This is a genomic window from Deltaproteobacteria bacterium (assembly GCA_016234845.1).
In the GTDB taxonomy this organism is placed as follows: Bacteria; Desulfobacterota; Deferrimicrobia; order Deferrimicrobiales; family Deferrimicrobiaceae; genus JACRNP01.
Genome location: JACRNP010000117.1, coordinates 1 through 17,009, shown reverse-complemented (window position 1 = coordinate 17,009; position 17,009 = coordinate 1). Strand labels below are relative to the sequence as shown.

At 67.4% G+C, this 17,009-nt stretch carries 12 protein-coding genes and 1 tRNA gene; 12 read left to right on the top strand and 1 reads right to left on the bottom strand.

The features are described from left to right. The first annotated feature begins 1 nt into the window (after window position 1). The 10 genes from aroB (at window position 2) to bamA (ending at window position 14,569) form a co-directional block, all read left to right on the top strand. Window positions 2-1,777: a 3-dehydroquinate synthase gene (gene aroB, locus HZB86_08425; protein MBI5905558.1), complete on the top strand. Its 1,776-nt coding sequence runs from the start codon at window positions 2-4 to the stop codon at window positions 1,775-1,777. 72 nt (window positions 1,778-1,849) lie between these two features. Next, entirely contained in the window at window positions 1,850-2,560 is a 711-nt protein-coding gene (gene aroQ / locus HZB86_08420) for a type II 3-dehydroquinate dehydratase (protein MBI5905557.1), read from the top strand. 7 nt (window positions 2,561-2,567) lie between these two features. After that, window positions 2,568-3,641 carry an aminopeptidase P family protein gene (locus tag HZB86_08415; GenBank protein MBI5905556.1) on the top strand — a complete coding sequence of 358 codons (1,074 nt, stop codon included), beginning with the start codon at window positions 2,568-2,570 and terminating at the stop codon, window positions 3,639-3,641. Window positions 3,642-3,657: 16 nt separating this feature from the next. Further along, window positions 3,658-4,215 (top strand): elongation factor P, encoded by a 558-nt coding sequence (gene efp, locus HZB86_08410; GenBank protein ID MBI5905555.1) that lies wholly within the window; start codon window positions 3,658-3,660, stop codon window positions 4,213-4,215. 10 nt (window positions 4,216-4,225) lie between these two features. Then, a complete protein-coding gene (gene accB / locus HZB86_08405) occupies window positions 4,226-4,684 on the top strand; it encodes an acetyl-CoA carboxylase biotin carboxyl carrier protein (GenBank protein MBI5905554.1) in 459 nt (152 codons plus the stop codon). 10 nt (window positions 4,685-4,694) lie between these two features. Continuing rightward, a complete protein-coding gene (gene accC, locus HZB86_08400) occupies window positions 4,695-6,029 on the top strand; it encodes an acetyl-CoA carboxylase biotin carboxylase subunit (GenBank protein ID MBI5905553.1) in 1,335 nt (444 codons plus the stop codon). Beyond that, on the top strand, window positions 6,026-7,381 hold the full coding sequence (locus HZB86_08395; protein ID MBI5905552.1) for a tetratricopeptide repeat protein: 1,356 nt from the start codon (window positions 6,026-6,028) through the stop codon (window positions 7,379-7,381). The genes accC and HZB86_08395 overlap by 4 nt, the downstream gene beginning before the upstream one ends. Window positions 7,382-7,441: 60 nt before the next feature. Beyond that, window positions 7,442-7,516 (top strand) — tRNA-Gly (locus HZB86_08390). Between the two features lie 23 nt (window positions 7,517-7,539). Beyond that, complete coding sequence (locus HZB86_08385) at window positions 7,540-11,814, top strand: translocation/assembly module TamB domain-containing protein (protein ID MBI5905551.1); 4,275 nt, start codon at window positions 7,540-7,542, stop codon at window positions 11,812-11,814. Next, entirely contained in the window at window positions 11,801-14,569 is a 2,769-nt protein-coding gene (bamA, locus tag HZB86_08380; protein ID MBI5905550.1) for an outer membrane protein assembly factor BamA, read from the top strand. Before HZB86_08385 ends, bamA begins: the two co-directional genes overlap by 14 nt. Before the next feature lie 22 nt (window positions 14,570-14,591). Here bamA and HZB86_08375 read toward each other — a convergent pair whose 3' ends face one another. After that, entirely contained in the window at window positions 14,592-15,038 is a 447-nt protein-coding gene (locus HZB86_08375) for an RDD family protein (GenBank protein ID MBI5905549.1), read from the bottom strand. A gap of 140 nt (window positions 15,039-15,178) precedes the next feature. Here HZB86_08375 and HZB86_08370 point away from each other — a divergent pair, with 140 nt between their 5' ends. Beyond that, on the top strand, window positions 15,179-16,621 hold the full coding sequence (locus tag HZB86_08370; GenBank protein ID MBI5905548.1) for a diguanylate cyclase: 1,443 nt from the start codon (window positions 15,179-15,181) through the stop codon (window positions 16,619-16,621). A 20-nt stretch (window positions 16,622-16,641) separates the two neighbouring features. Further along, window positions 16,642-17,009 (top strand): hypothetical protein (locus HZB86_08365; protein ID MBI5905547.1); only part of this gene is annotated, 368 nt, incomplete at its 3' end.

Below are 17,009 nucleotides of genomic sequence, written 5' to 3'. Positions count from 1 at the left end.
CATGATCACCGTCTCCCTGGGCGAGCGGACATACGACATCTTCTTCAGCCGGGACATCTACTCGCTGTTCCAGGAATGGATATGCCGCTTCTATCCGGGCGGCACCGTCCACGTCGTGACCGACCGCAACGTCGCGTCCATCTACGGGGACGACATCCGCCGCTGGCTCGCCGGAATACCGCACGAAGTCCTGGCGCTCCCCCCCGGGGAAGAGCACAAGAACCACGAGACGGTGGGCAGGATCTACGAATTCCTCGCCCGGGGTCAGGCGGGGAGGGAATCCCTCGTGGTGGCGTTCGGGGGCGGGGTGGTCGGGGATCTGGCGGGTTTCGCGGCGGCCACGTTTCTCCGCGGAATCACCTGCATCCAGATTCCGACGACCCTTCTGGCGCAGGTGGACAGCAGCGTCGGCGGGAAGACCGGGTTCAACCTTCCGGAGGGAAAGAACCTCGTCGGGGCGTTTCACCAGCCGCGGGCCGTCTTCATCGACGACGCGTTTCTCCGGACGCTGGACGATCGGAATCTCCTCGCGGGTCTCGCCGAGGTGGTCAAGATCGGGCTGGCGGGGGACCCGGAGCTCTGGGAACGGCTCCGGGCGGAAGGAGCCCGCTGGAAGGGGTTCTCGGGGGACGACTGGCGGTGGCTGATCCGGCGCGCGATCGCCTTCAAGGCATCCGTTGTGGAGAAGGACGAAAGGGAATCCTCCCTCCGGCGGATCCTGAATCTCGGGCACACCGTCGGTCACGCGATGGAAAGAGCGAGCGGATTCGGGAGGCTCCTCCACGGCGAGGCCGTTGCGATGGGGCTTGCTTGGGAAGCGGTCCTGGGCCACCGTCTCGGGGTGACGGAGGAAAGGCTGGTGGGCGAGGTCGTTTCCCTGCTCCTGGCCATGGGGTACGAGCTGGACGATCCGGGGATGCCGCTTTCGTCGATCGCCGCGGCGATGGGCTCGGACAAGAAGCGGCTCGTCGCCGACGTGGACCTTCCGTTGATCGCGGCGCCCGGCCGGTGCGAGCTCCGACGGGTCCCGCTTTCGGAAATCCGCCGGGAACTCCCCTCGATCCGCGCGGAGGTCCGCGAGCGCTCGGCGGGACGCGGTTCCGCCGCGTCCTCCGCGGAACCGGAACTTCCGTTTCCGTCCCCGGAGCCCTCACCCGGAGGGGGGGACGACGCGGTCCGGTCGCTGGAACGCCGCGTGACGTCCAACCCGAGGGACAACGACGCGATCACGCTCCTCGCCGACGCGTATCGGGAGTCGGGGAACGTGACGGCGGCATGGCAGGCGATCCAGGTCGTCCTCGAACGGAATCCTTCCTTCGTTCCGGCCCAACGGGTCGCGTCGGACATCGGCAGGACGGTGCCCGGGGAATCGAAGCCGGAGGAGTCTCCCGCGGCGCACCCGTTGGCCAACCTGGTTCTCGTCGGGGACGAGTCGTACGAGATCCGGTCGGCGGAAGAGGTTCTCCCGCTGGAGACGGGTCGGACGAGGCTGCGGGACGCCGAGCCGACGGAAGCCCGGGAGCCCGGGCCGGACGTGGGCGTTCCGGCGTCCCCCGCGGTGGGGACGATCACCCTGGCCGACGTGTACTGGTCCCAGGGCGAGAGAAGAACGGCCCGCGGGATCGTCGGCGAGATCCTGGCACGGGATCCGGAGAACGCGCGGGCGCTGGCCTGGATGGCGGATCGCGGCGAGGAGGACCCCGTGGAGGCGGTCCTGGCGGCCTTCCTCGACATGACGGCGAAGGAGTACGGGTATGACCTTTCGAGATATCATTGAGGAGATGAGCCGGAAGGATCCCGGGATCACGTCGGGGGCGCTGGTCGGCGCCGACGGCTTGACGGTCGAGGAATGGCACTCCCCGGGAGACGAGCGAGACCTCCCCGCGCTCGCCGCGGAGGTCGTGCATTTCTTCCGGGAGTCGGACCGGGTGGCCGCGGAGAACGGCCTGGGGGCGGCGCAGGAGATCTATCTCGCCGGCCTGCTCGCCATGGTCTTCGTCCGAAGGGTCAGCGCCGAATATTTCCTCGCCGTGGTGACGACCACCGGGATCGTTCCCGGGAAGTGCCGCTTCCTTCTCCGCCAGGCGGCCCGCCGCACCCGGGAGATGCTGTGAAGGCGCCTCCCCTCCGGATCCTCTTCGTCGACGGCCCCAACCTGAACGTCCTCGGGGAGAGGGAGCCGTCCGTGTACGGGAAGGACACGCTGGCCGCCATCCGCAAAGAGGTGTCCGCCGCGGCCCGCGCCGCGGGGGCGACGGTGGAGTTCTTCCAGTCGAACCACGAGGGCGAGATCGTCGAGAGGCTTCAGCGGGCCCGGGGCGCCGCGGACGGGCTGGTGATCAATCCCGCGGGGTACACCCACACCAGCGTCGCCATCCGCGACGCCCTTCTCTTCTGCGGAGTGCCCGCCATCGAGGTTCACCTGTCCAACCCCGCCCGCAGGGAGCCGTTCCGGAAGGTCTCCCTCGTGGAGGACGTCGTTCTCGGGCGGATCTGCGGCGTCGGCGGCCACGGGTACGTACTGGCCCTGCAGGCCCTCCTCCGGCATCTGGGGCGGTAGGCCGTTCGTGACCGCGGGGGAACGCCGGCTCGCTCGGCTTCACGCCGTCCTCCGGAGACGGGGCATCGGGGCGTACCTGTGCGTCCGCCTCTCCAACGTTCGCTACCTCACCGGATTCACCGGGAGCGAGGCGGCGCTGCTGGTCGTCCCGGGAGACGCGATCCTCTTCACCGACGGGCGGTACGACGTCCAGGCCCGGGGCGAAGTCCGGGGGGCCCAGGTGGTCGTCACGGGACGAAAATGGGCCGACGTCTCCAGGCGACTTCGGAAGACCGGTGCGCGGAAGATCGGATTCGAATCCCGGTACCTGAGCGTCGAATCGTTCCGCGCCCTGGCCCGCGGCGGAGAGAAACGGTGGATCCTCGGGGAAGACCTCGTGGAACCGCTGCGGATGCGAAAGGAACCGGGGGAGATCCGCGAGATCGAGGCCGCGACCGCCATCGCGGCGGCCGCGCTGCTCCGCGTGCTGTCGGGGGGAACCCGCGGAAGAACCGAGAGGGCCGTCGCCGCGGACCTGGAGCGGGAAATGATCCGGCGTGGCGCCGACGGGGTCTCCTTCCCGCCGATCGTGGCCGACGCGGCCCGGTCGGCGATGCCCCACGCCTCCCCCGGGGGGAGCCGGATATCGGGGAAGGGGCCCCTGGTTCTCGATTTCGGCGCAAGGAAGAACGGTTACTGCTCGGACGAGACGGTGACCGTCATCCCATCGAGACCCGAACCGCGCATCGGGAAGGTGTTCGACGCCGTGCGGCGCGCGCAGGAAGCCGGGTTGGCGGTCCTCCGCCCCGGCGTGCGGTGCAAGCAGGTGGACGCGAAGGTGCGGGAATCGCTGGACCGGTCGGGATATTTGAAGTATTTTGTTCATTCGACCGGGCATGGCGTGGGGTTGGACATCCACGAACGCCCGTCCATTTCCATCCGCTCGAAGGATCGGATCGCGGAGGGGATGGTGGTCACCGTGGAGCCCGGGGTGTACCTCCCCGGTGTCGGCGGCGTCCGGCTCGAGGATACGGTCAAAGTCACCGCGACCGGGTGCGAACGGATCACGTTTCTGCCCAAGGCGGCGGCATCTCTGGTTTGAGGGGGCGGGGCAGGGAATGTACACGACGTCGGATTTCCGCAACGGGCTCAAGATCGAATTCGAAGGAGCCCCCTACATCATCGTCTACTTCCAGCATGTGAAGCCGGGAAAGGGGAACGCGTTCGTACGGACCAAGCTCAAGAACCTGAAGTCCGGCGCGGTCCTGGAGCACACGTTCCGCAGCGGGGACAAGGTGGAAAAGCCGGACCTCGAGGAACGGGACATGCAGTTCATGTACCGGATGGAGAACCAGTATCATTTCATGGACAACCGCACGTACGAACAGATCTACCTCGACCAGGACCACGTCGAGGAGGCCGGGAGCTACCTGATCGAAAACCTCCCCGTGAAGATCCTGTTCTACAAGGGGGAGCCCATCGGCGTCGACATCCCGTTCTTCATCGACCTCCGGATCGCGGAGACCGAGCCCGGAGTGCGGGGGGACACGGTGAGCGGCGCGACCAAACCGGCGAAGCTGGAGTCCGGGGCGGTCGTGCAGGTGCCCCTGTTCCTGAACGAGGGGGACGTCGTGAAGGTGGATACGCGGACCGGCACCTATATCGGGCGGGCGTGAGGGGATTCCCATGAACCTGAAGGAGATCCGCGAGATCCTGGAGCTGTTGAAGGGATCCGAAATCAGCGAGTTCGAACTGGGTCGCGGCGACACGGTGCTGAAGATCCGCCGCGGCGCCCCGCCGGTCGTGTTCTCCCCCCAGGCGCAGGCGCCGGTCCCGGCGCCGACCGCTTCGCCCGGGGCGGCCGGGCCCCCTCCGGCCGAGGCGAAAACGGCTCCCAAGCCGGCCCACAAGGAGATCGTTTCCCCGATCGTCGGGACCTTCTACCGCGCGCCGGCGCCGGACGCCGCGCCGTTCGTCGAGGTGGGCGCCCGGGTCGTGAAGGGGCAGGTCCTCTGCATCGTCGAGGCGATGAAGATCATGAACCAGATCGAGTCGGACACCACCGGGACGATCGCGGCGATCCTGGTGGAGAACGCCCAGCCGGTGGCGTACGGCCAGCCGCTGTTCCACGTGCTTCCGGAGTAGGGCGGCTTAGATGATCCACAAGGTTCTCATCGCCAACCGGGGAGAGGTCGCGGTCCGCATCATCCGGACCTGCCGGGAGATGGGAATCGGGACGGTCGCGGTCTACTCCACGATGGACAAGGAAGCCCTCCACGTGAAGATGGCCGACCAGGCCGTCTGCATCGGCCCTCCTCCCAGCGCGGAGAGCTACCTGAACGTCCCGGCCATCCTCTCTGCGATCGAGATCACGGACGCCGACTCCGTGCACCCGGGGTACGGCTTCCTCGCGGAAAACGCCGCGTTCGCCGAGATCTGCCAGAATTACGGCGTGAAGTTCATCGGCCCCTCCGCGGAGGCCATCCGCCTGATGGGGGACAAGATCCAGGCCCGGAACGCCGTGCGGAAAGCCAAGGTGCCGGTGGTTCCCGGGAGCGACGGGGCGATCACCGAGGAGGAAGAGGGGCTTCGCGTCGCCAAGGAGATCGGCTTTCCGGTCATCGTGAAGGCGGCGGCGGGGGGCGGCGGCCGCGGCATGAAGATCGTCCACAGCCCCGCTTCCTTCATCAACGCCTTCCTGACCGCCCAGTCCGAGGCGCTGTCGGCCTTCGGCGTTCCCGACGTCTACATCGAGAAATATTTCGACAACGCGCGCCACGTCGAGGTCCAGGTGATGGGAGACCGCCACGGGAGCGTGATCCACTTGGGCGACCGGGACTGCTCCATCCAGCGGCGGCACCAGAAACTGATCGAGGAGTCCCCCGCCCCCGCCTTGCCCGCAAGGGTTCGGCACCGGATGTGGAAGGCGGCGGTCGACGCGGCGGCGGGCGTGAACTACAACAACGTGGGGACCGTCGAGTTCCTGTACGTCCCGGACGGGGAGTTCTATTTCCTCGAGATGAACACCCGCATCCAGGTGGAGCACCCGGTGACGGAGATGGTCACCGGGATCGACATCGTGCGGGAACAGATCCGGATCGCGGACGGGAAGAAGCTGCGGTACGAGCAGAAGGACGTGCCCCAGCGGGGGCACGCCATCGAGGTGCGGATCAACGCGGAGGACCCCGAGACGTTCCTGCCGTTCCCGGGCCCGATCCATTCGTGCATCTTCCCGGGAGGGTTCGGCGTCCGGATCGATTCGGCGATCTACCCGGGATACGTCGTGCCGTCGACGTACGACTCCCTGCTCGGCAAGCTGATCGTCCACGGGGACGACCGCGCCGAGGCGATTCTCCGGATGCGTCGCGCGCTCGAGGAAGTGCGGATCGAGGGGGTACGCACGACGGTCGGGTTCCACAAGAAGATCATGGTGAATTCGGACTTCGTCGAGGCGCGGCTTTCGACGAACTTCATCGAGAAACTGCGGTGAGCTTCCTCGATTCCTTCAAGAAGTTCTTTTCCTCCCAGGAACAGGATGACCGTAGTTCCCTTTCCCGAAAGGTCCAGTCCGCCCCCAACGACCCGCAGGCGCGCCAGAAGCTGGGGATCTTCCTCATGCGGGTCGGCGAGGTGGTCGAGGGGCTCGACCAGCTCGCACGCTCGGCCGTTCTCTACGAGAAGGACGGGTTCGCGAGCAAGGCGATCGCGGTCCTGCGGCAGATGCTCAAGCACGACCCCGGAAGCAACGACTTCCAGAAGTGGCTTATCCGCCTGCTGGCGGCGGAGGGCCTCACGGCGGACGCGCAGATGGAGCTGCGGAAGGTCGCCGCGGAGCCGGGCCGGTTCACCAGCGACGAACAGAAGATCGATTTCTTCCGGCAGACGGCGGAATTCCTTCCGAAGAACCCCCTTCCGCGCCTGTACATCGCGGACGTCTACCGGGGGCAGAGGAAACTCATCGAGTCCGGGAACGAGCTGCAGCGGGCGGTGAAGGCGGCGGTTTCGTCCGGGATGATCGCCGAGTTCTCGGAGCGGGTGAGAGCGCTCGCCTCCCTGGCCGACAAGGAACCGGCGGTCCTCGAAATCTGCGGGTTCCTCTGGCTCGCCGTCGGGGCGCCGGAGGAAGGGTTGCCGCTGCTGGACCATCTCATCGATTTCGAGGAGGCGCTGGGGAGCCCGGAACGCGCGGCGCAGGCGCGGGAAGCCGTCGAGGCGATTCGCCGCGGATGGGACGTCGCCGGATCCGGAACGTTCTCGTTTTCCGAGGTGCTGCAGAAGATGTCCGCGCCGGAGGAGTCCCCCCCGCCCGAGTCGGCCCCGCCCCCGCCGCCTCCCGCACCCATCCTCTCCGACCCGGGCTCCGCCCCGGGGATCGCGGAACCGTCGTCCCCGGACGAAGGCGAGTACGAGCAAGAGGAGGACATCGTCCGGAGCGCGCTGGGGCGCCTCCAGGCGAAGGTCCACGAGGAGATCGGCGACACGGACCTCGACGCCAGATACAATCTCGGCATCGCCTACAAGGAGATGGGGCTGCTCGAGGAGGCGGTGAAGGAATTCCGCCTCGCGATGCGGAAGCCGGAGCTGGCGATCGGGGCGTCGTCGCTCCTGGCGGACACCTTGTCCGACCAGGGGGACCCGGACGCGGCGGTCGCGATCCTCGACGAGGTGCTCGCGAGCGGTTCCCCTACCGCCGAGGAGCGGCGGGACCTCCGGTACCACAAGGCGGTTCTCCTGCTTCGCTCGGGGAACGAGGGGAGCGCGCGGGAGATCCTTCTCGCGCTGTTCGAGGAAGCGCCGGACTACCGGGACGTGCGGGCGCGGACGGAAGGCTACCGTTCCTGAAAGACGGGTTCGGAACCCGTTGCAAAATCTTTTCGTGATGTGGTAAGAATATCAGGGCGCGCGGGCGTAATTCAGGGGTAGAATGTCAGCTTCCCAAGCTGAACGTCGCCGGTTCGAATCCGGTCGCCCGCTCCACCTTCCTCCTTTATAATTGAACCATGTCGAGGCGATGGGTTCGTTGGGCCGGGGGGTTCCTCCTCGCCGCCCTGGCGGTGTTCCTCGGGTGGCGGATTTCGGTCGGGATTCCCGAAAAACTGCGGAACGCAGAACGGGAACTGGTCGCGATGGCCGGACGATACGGGCTCGACGTCCGGTACGGCGAGATCCGGATCCACCTGCTGCGCCTCCTCGTGACGATCGACAACGTCGCGGTTCGCGACGCGCTCGCCGGCCTTCCGATCGCGAACGCCGGCGCCGTCGACGTCTCCATCTCCCCCTTGCGGATCCTGTCCGGCGAAACTCCCGTATCGAGGGTCCGGGCCAGGAACTTCCGCGTCGAGGCGGGGGAACGGAACCGGGCGCTCTACGAAAGGCTTTCGTCCCCGGGGGGAGAACCGCGGGGGACGCTTCCGGAGATCCTGCTCGTCGACGGTGTTCTTGCCCTGGGGCCGCTCGGTCCCATCCGCGGGCTTACCGCGGATGTCCGCGAACTCCGGGTCCGCGAAACGCGGTTTCTCGGAAAACGCATGACCCTTTCGCTCGCGAAGGTCGCCGGGTCGGTCGGCATTCCGGGGGAGCGGGCGGCCGTCTGGCCGTACCCTTCGCTGGACGCGGACCTGGTGTACAAGGACCGCGTCCTCAAGGTCCGCCGCGCGAGGGCATGGGGCGAGTCCGCTTCGGTGCGCATATCGGGAACCCTCGATACGAAGATGCGGACGTTGGACGCAAAGGCGTCGGGGGAAGCGGATCTCGCGCGATGGATCGCTTCGGGGGCGCCCGGCTCCGCCTACGTGAAGGACGTGGTCCGCCAAGGGAAGCTGGAATTCTCCGCCTCCGTGGCCGGTCGTCCGGACGATCCCGTCGGGACGGCGAAAGTCACCCTGCGGGAGGGGAACGTGAAGGGGGCTGCTACGACGGAGGGGGAGGCGGAGCTGTCGTTGGCGGGGCGGATCGTGCGGCTCGACCGGGCGCGGGGAAAGGTGTGGGGCGGCGCGCTCGAGGCGTCGGGCCGTTACGCGATCGATTCCGGCCGGTCGGAAGGTAAGGCGTCCCTGCGACGCTTCTCCCTCGCCGCCGTCCCGTGGGACGACGCCGGTTCCCCCGTGCGGCTTTCGGGTACGGCCGACCTCGTCGCGACCGTCTCCGGGACCCCCGGTCGTTGGAAGGGAGACGCGACCGTCTCCCTTCCCGAAGGCGTCGTAGTGCCTGCGTCCGGAGGTCGCGCCGGGACGGTAATCCGTATTCCCCTTTCGCTCGACGTCGCGGGCGGCGTCGCGAACGGGGAGGACGTCCGGCTGGATTCGTTCCGTCTTTCGGCGGGGCGCGCCGAAATCCGCGGCGAGGGGGATCTTTCCCTTGCGCGGCGCAGCGTGGACCTCCGGGGATCCGGGGTCGCACCGGCCGGGAAGACGGCGGAGTACGGGTGGGCGTACCCCCTCTCCTGGGACAAGGCGGCCGTGGAATGGGAATTATCCGGACCGATGAACCGCCCTCGCGCGAAGTTTTCCCTCACGGCCGCATCCGTCGCCGTCCGCTCGCTCCCCCCGATGCCGTTGACGGTCAAGGCCGAGGGCGTGCCGGCCGATACGCTTCACTTCGTCGCGGACGTCCCGCTCCCTTCGATGAAGGTCACCGCGGTGGGGACGGTCACCGCTCTGCCGGAACGTTCGAAGGCGAGGGCGGATTTCTCGGTTTCCCTGCGGGAGATCGACCTTGCCGACAGCGGCCGATGGGTGGCCGCCGTCGCCTCGTCGCTGGGAAAGGATCCCGCACCCTTCAGGAAATACTTCGAAGAGGTGGAGGGGAGCGGAGATGCCGACGCGCACGTCTCGGTATCGGCCGCGGACGTAACCGCGTCCGGATCGTTCCGGTCGGCGAAGGTCTCCGTCCGGCGGATTGCGCTTCGGGGGGTTACGGCAGAAGGGGACGTTCGCGCCGGACTCTGGACCGCCCGCGCGGAGGGGAGTTTCGGGGGAGGTTCGGCGCGGGTTTCGGCCTCCGGGGGAAACGGGCGTGGGGCGGAACTGTCCGGGGATCTGGCCGCTGTGGAAATCGCGCAGGTCGTCGCGCTGGCGAAGCGGGATGACCTGAAGAGGGTCCGCGGACTGGTCGCCGCGAGATTCCGCGCGACGGAAGGCCCCTCGGGCTGGGAAGTTGCGGGCTTCTCGGCGGATTCGAAGGAATTGTCCGCCGGGGAGGCCCATTTCACGGGAGTGCGGGCGGCGGGGAGCCTGGGCACGGCCGCCGGCACGGTCTCTGTCCGGGTGGACTCCCCGCGGGTCGAACTTTCGGCCGATTTCCAGAGAGGGGGCGGCTGGCCCGCGAAATTTTCACTCTCCGCTCCGGGGGTGCCTACCTCTTTTCTCCTCGCGGCCGCGGGCCGTTCGGATATTCCGTCGGGCGGGACCTGGTCCTTCGACGCTTCGGGCGTGCTCCGGCTGGAGGATTTCCGGACCGGAAGGCCGCCGACGCCGGAGTCGTTTCCCGCCCTGAGCGTGTCCGTCCGCGCCCGGGAGCCTTCCTTCGGAGAGGTCCGGTTCCTGGAGGGCGAGGTGTCGGGAAGGAGACAGGGGGACGCGATCGCCGGGGAGCTCGTCACCAGGAATCCCGATACCCGGCTGGGCTGGACGGTGGCCCTCCGGGAGCCGTTCGGGTTCCGCCTCGAAGGACCGTTCTCCATCGGCGAGGCATCGGACGCGCCAAGGGACGAAAAACGCCGCTTCCTGCTGCGGGGGCGCGCGGAGATCCAGGGGGCCCTTCGAGCCGTCGACAGGACCACGGGAATCGTCCGGGTGGAATCGCTGGCGTACCGGGAAGGCGGGTTCGACCTTTCGGGGAAGGACCTCTCCGCGAGGCTGGATCCCGAAGGCGTGCGTTGGACGGGAGGGACGCTCCAGGCGGCCGGCAGCCCGGTACGGATCTCGGGAAAGGTTTCCTGGAAAGGCGACCTGGACCTCCGCTTGGAGGGGAAGCTGCCCGCGGGAATCATCCGCCTCGCCGTCCCGGACGTCTTCGACCGCCTGGACGGGGCGGTGACCGTCGAGGCGCGCGTGACGGGAAACCGTTCCGATCCGGCGATCGTGGGAACGGGGCATCTCGAGGGGGGGACCCTTTCGTTCCTGGGGTACGCGCAGCAGTTCGAAGGGCTGCGCGCGGACGCCGTCATCAGCCGGGAAAAGGTCGTGTTCGAGCGTTTCGAGGGGCGGAGCGGGGGCGGCTACATCGACGGCTGGGGGGAAGTGCCCCTCCGGATGGACGCCGGACAGCGGATGTACTTCTCGGTCGACTTCATGGACCTGAGGTATCCTTACCCGGACGAGTTCCGGCCGGTGATCCAGGGTCACGCGGAACTGTTCGGCCCCGTGGACGACCTCATGGTGACCGGGGACGTCGAGGTCCAGTCCGCGAAATACACGAAGACCCTCCGGCCCGAGAAGGCGCTCGTGGATTTCGGCAAGCGGCTTTCGGACGTCACCGCGCGGCGGGAGAAGTCGGCGTTCCGCGTCCGGCTCGACATCAACGCCATCGCGGACGGCACGATCCGGATCAAGAACAACCTGGCGGACGCGCAGGCGAAGGGCGAGTTCAAGGTCGTGGGCGACAGCAGCCGGGTGATCATCCTCGGCTCCTTCGACGTGACCGAGGGAGTCGTCGAGTTCCGGGGAAACAGGTACGAGCTGAAGCGGGCGATGGTCGATTTCCAGGATCCCCGGAACAACAATCCGAGGATCGACGGCCGGGCGGAGACCCGGAAGGGGAACGTCAACGTGACCGTGACGGTGACCGGAACCCTCGAGAAGTACGAGGTGGACATGTTCTCCGATCCGCCGCTGGGGAAGAACGACATCGTCGCCCTTCTATCGCTCGGCGTGACCACCCAGGCCCTCGCGGGACAGGAAGGCACGGTCGGGTCCGCGGCCGCCGCCTCTCTCGCCCTGGGACCGTACAAGGGCGGGGTAGAAGAGGGGATCCGCGGGGCGGTGGGGCTGGACCGTTTCGCGATCGAGCCCGGATTCTCCTCCACCACCAAGACCATCGAGCCGCGGTTCATCGTCGGGAAGTCGTTCGGCGAACGCGCCACGGTCGCGGTTTCCACGAGCGTCGGCACGACCGCCGAGAGCTCCGCCACCGCCGAGGTCAAGCTCCGCGAGAACGTCTACCTCCAGGGGGCGTGGGAGAGCGCGACCACCACGAAGGAAGGGGACCTGGGGGCGGACCTCAAGTTCCGGTACCGTTATCGCGACTGGAAGGATTTCCTGCGTGGAAAGGAGTAGGCTCCTCCCGCTCCTCCTCGCCGCTGCGCTTCTCCTGTCCGGTCGGGGGGACTCCCCGGCGTCCGACAACGTCGTCTCTCCGGGTGAACCGTTGGTGGCGTCGGTCTCCTTCCGCGTGGCGTCTCCGTACCTCATATCCTACGAGGAGCTTTCCGGCCTCGTGGCGATCCGGGCGGGAGACCGGCTCGGAGAGAACGCGGTGCGGACCTCCATCCGGGGGCTCTACGCCAAATCCGTCTTCCGCGAAGTGTCCGCCTACGTTCGCGAGGAGGGCGGCAAGGCGCACCTTCTCTTCCATCTCCGTCCCCTCCCTCTCGTTTCGGACATCGAGGTCGCCGGCGCGAAGCGCGTCCCGGCCGCCAGGATCCTCGCGGCTTCCCGGCTCCGGCGGGGGGTTGCGGCCGGGGAAAAGGAGCTGACGGAGGCGGAGGAGGCGATCCGGGCGTTCCTCGCCGGCAAGGGGTTCCCCGGCGCGAAGGTTTCGCTCGCCGCCACGTGCAGCGTGGCGAACGGATCGGGAAAGGTGCGGATCGACATCCTCGAAGGACCCCCTGCCGCGGTCCGCTCCGCCGCTTTTCCGGGGGCCGCCTTCTTCACCGCGGAGCGGTTGGACCGGATCGTGGGAGTGGAGCGCGGGAAGCCGCACGACTTCGAGCGGTGGGAGAGCGGAATCGTCCGGCTGCGGCGGGAATACCGGAAATCGGGATTCCTGACGGTGCATGTGACGGAACTCGCCCCCCGGTGCGACGAGGGCGACGAGCCGTTCTGTCCGCGGGCGCAGGTCGAGGAAGGCCCCCGCTACGAACTCCGATGGATCGGCCTGAAGGAGTTCGACGCGGGAAAGGTCGCCGCCGCGTCCGGGCTGGAAGGCGAAGAAGAGGTCTCGGAGGGAGCGCTCGTCCACGACCTCCGGGAGCGGGTCCTCGCGTTCTACCGGGAGCGGGGGTATCTCCGGGCCGACGTCTCGGTATCTTCCGGGGTGGAGGCCGAAGGACGCGTTCCGCTGACCGTCACCGTGAACGAGGGGAGAAGAGGGTACATCAAGGAGATCCGGTTCGAGGGGAACCGCGGGTTGGGCACGAAGGATCTGCTCCGGCAGATGGCGACGCGCGAGCGCGGGTTCTTCCACCGGGTCACCGGGTCCGGGAAATTCTCCGACGATGCGTGGAACGACGACCTGAACGCCCTGACCGGCCTGTACCAGAAGAACGGATACGCCAGGATGAGGATCCTCGGCGTCGACGACAAGGTCGACGACCGGGGAGGCGTGACGAAAACGGTCCGGATCGACGAGGGGTCGCGATACCGGCTCCGGGAGATCGTCTTCCAGGGAAACGACCATTTCCTTCGATCGGAGCTTCTTCGGTTGATCCGGAACCGGGAAGGCGCGTTCGTCGACTACGCGTCGATGGACGCGGACCAGGAGGCCGTGGCGGTCCACTACCGGAACGACGGCTACCTGGACGCGGTCGTCGAGGCGAAACTCCTCTTCGATCCCGACGGGGACGGGACGGTGATGCGGTTCGAGATCCGGGAAGGGCCCCGGTACCGTCTCGGGAACGTCCTGGTGCGCGGCACGGCGCTGACGAAGGCGACGGTGGTCCTCCGGGAAAATCCGATCCTGCCGGGCGGGGCGGCCGGCGAGAAGGCGCTCCTTTCGTTCCAGCAGTCGGTGTACGGGACGGGCCTGTTCAAGAGCGTCCGGCTGCAGCGCGTGAAGCGTCCGGACGACGGGATCCTCGACCTCGTGGTGGAGGTCGAGGAGGCGATGTTCTTCGAAGTGGAGTTCGGAGGGGGGTTCGGGACCGACACCGGCGTTCGGGGGCTTCTCGGGGCCAAGGAGAAGAACCTGGACGGCCTGGGGCGGAGCCTGACCGGGCAGGCGATGGTGAGCCAGAAGGAGCAGAAGTTCATCGGCGACTTCCGGGAGCCGTACATCCTCGGCAACCGGTGGAAGTGGGAGGGCGGGCTCACGGGGTCCTACCAGAAGGCCGAACGTCGCAGCTTCTCCCTGAGGAAAGCCAGTCTCGTCGCGAGCATCAACCAGAAGTTCTTCGAGCGGTCGTCCGTGTCGCTCCAGTACGAACTGTCCAGGGACCAGGTGTTCGACGTCGCCCCGGGAGCGGTCCTCTCCCCGGAGGACCAGGGACAGGCGACCATCGCCGCGGTCCGGGGGCTGGTCGCCCTCGATTTCCGGGACGACCCGTTCAATCCGAGGAAAGGGGTGTTTCTCTCCGGCCTGGCGGAGCTTGCCTCCCTTCCGCTCGGCTCCGAGGTGGACTACTACAAGCTGAGCGGACAGACGGCGTTCTACTTCCCGGTATTCCGGAAAAACACCTTCGTGCTTTCGGGACGCGCCGGGGCGATCCGGTCGTACGGATCGACGGAGGAGGTCCCGATCCAGAAACGGTTCTTCCTCGGCGGGCGGACGACGGTACGCGGGTTCCGGGAAGAGTCCCTGGGGCCGAAAGCGGCGGACGGTACGCCCACCGGCGGCGACTACATGCTGAACATCAACACGGAGCTGCGGGTCCCCATCCGGTACGGATTCCTCGGCGCGCTGTTCGTGGACGCCGGAAGCGTGTGGATCCACGGGGCGCCGCTCTCCGGGTTCGACCTTCGGGAGAGCGCCGGCGCGGGCCTGCGGTATCTCACGCCGGTGGGGCCCATCAGCCTCGACTACGGATGGAAACTGGACCGGCGGCCGGGTGAGACCCCGTCGGAGTGGCACTTCACCATCGGCGCGGTGTTCTGACCCCGCCGAATGGAAGTAAGCGCTACGCGAGGACCGGCACGGTCTCCTTCTGTACCACGCACGTCCTGGCGATCCGGTCGCCGAGGCGACGCCGTTCGGGGTGCTTCCAGGCTGCGATCGCTTCGATCACAACGGCGAGCGGGATCAGCATGTAGATGATGAACACGACGTTCCGGAAAGAGGAGTCGATATAGGAGATCGGCCTTCCGTCCACGTGTACGACCCGGAGCCCCAGGATCTTCTTCCCGATGCTTTGTCCCCCGAACAGCCCGTCGCGGAACGTGATGTAGATGACCGCGAGAAACCCGCCGAGGATTCCGAATCCGAGCGCGGGGCCTCCGAAATGAAGGAGGCAGTAGAGGAAGATGTCGATCAGGAAGGCGATCCCGCGGGACTGCCAGTCCGACGGGGAGGGGATGAAGGGGTCGGGGGGAGGAGGGGGCGGTACCGCCGACTTTCTGCGGTCCACTCCATCCCATCCGGCGGCTCCGCCGGAGAATCCCGTAGTGGCGCCGTTCGTCATGGTTCACCTCAAAGACATGGAATAATCGGGTATTTTATACGGTTTCAACCGTTTCCGGTAAGAGGAATTCGTGATACCTTCCCATCATGCCGTCGGGAAGACAACCGTCGAGCGCTTCGAATCTTTCCAGTCCAGGGTGGCGGAAGTCGTTCGTCATCTCCTGGGTGGCCCTGTTCCTCGTCACCCTGGCGGTCGCCGCCTTCGCCAGCCGCGTGTCCGCGGAAATGGCCGTCCTCGTCGCGGGCGCGGCGGTGGGCGAGGCGGTCCTCGCGGTCGCGAGCTTCTTCGTCCTCGAGCGTTCGGTGGTCCGTCCGGTCGAGAGACTCCGGGACGCGATCGGGACCGGTAACGGAAAAACGCTGCCGGATGTCTCCGGGCCGCTGGCTCCGCTGGCGGCCGCGGTCTCCGAAAGGCTCGAACGGTCGGTCGCCACGTTGCGGGAGGCGGTCCGGGACCGCGAGGAGAGGCTCGACCAGGTGGAGCGCCTCCGACGGGCTCTCGAGGAGGCCCGCGGGAACCTGGAGTCGAACGTCCAGTACCTCCGGACCATCGCGGAGATTTCCACCGTCATCACCGGAACCCTCGATCCCGAAGAGCTGTACCGGATCATCCCGGAATGCGTGATGCGGAAGCTGGGGCTGAACGACTTCTGCGTCATGCTGTACTCCCGCGAGACGAAGCGGCTGGTGGCCAAGGCGTCCTCCGGCGGCGAGGCGACCGGGACCCCGCCGTTCACCCTCGCCCCGGGGGAGGGAATCGCCGGAAAGGTGTTCCTCACCGGCGAGCCGGCGTGGATCCCCGACGTGAAGAGCCATCCGGAGTTTCAGCACTTCGGCGGTCGCCGGAAGGACGTCCAGTCGTTCCTCTGCGTCCCTCTCGTATCGAAGGGGAAGAGCATCGGGGTTCTGATGCTGAACCACCCCGAGCCGCACGCGTTCGAGCCGGAGTTGCTCCCCACGATGCGGGTGCTGGCCACGTATCTCGCCATCGCGATCGAGAACGCGGAACTGTTCGGTTTCGTCCGGTCGCTCGCCGAGAAGGACTCGCTGACGCTGCTGTACAACCACGGTTCGTTCCACGAGCGTCTCGCGATCGAGTTGGAGCGGGCGATCCGCTACGGGCGGACGATGTCGGTGCTCATGCTCGACCTGGACGGATTCAAGGAGATCAACGACTCGTACGGCCACACCACCGGGGATCGCGTCCTCGTTCTGGTCGCGGGCGCGTTGGGCGCTCACCTCCGGAAGACCGACATCGCCGCGCGGTACGGCGGGGACGAGTTCGCCGTCATCCTTCCGGAAACCGACATGGCCGCGGCGGCGGTCATCGCCGGCCGGATCGCGGAGGGGATCTCCGGCGTCCGGCTGGACGCCGACCGGGACCAGGTGATCTCCTTCACCGCAAGCATCGGGTACGTCGCCTGCCGCCCGGATTCCCCGCAGCGGAGCCAGATCCTGAACATCGCCGACCGGCTGATGTACGAGTCGAAGCGGAGAGGGCGCGGCGGCGTCCTCGGAAAGCAGATCTGAAAGGACGACGAGGGGACGCCATGGACCGGAAAACCGTCGAGATGTACCGCCTGGCCCTGTTCGGACGGATGGTGATGGGCGTCGCCCACGAGGTGGACAATCACCTGAGCGTCGTCCTCGGGTTCTCCGAGCTCATCCGGATGACTTCGTCCAACGAACGGAAGGTGGCCGACGGGGCGGGGAAGATCCTCTCCGCGGGGGAGAGGACCGCGGCGATCATCCGGAACTTTTCCAATTACGTGCGGCCGCACGAACCGTCGATGGAACCGTACTCCCCGGTGGAGATGATCCCGGAGATCCTCACGTTCGCGAAATACGACCTGGGCCGCAACGGCGTGGTGATCACCGCCCCTTCTTCCGTCCCTCCGGGTCACATCCGGGGGGACAA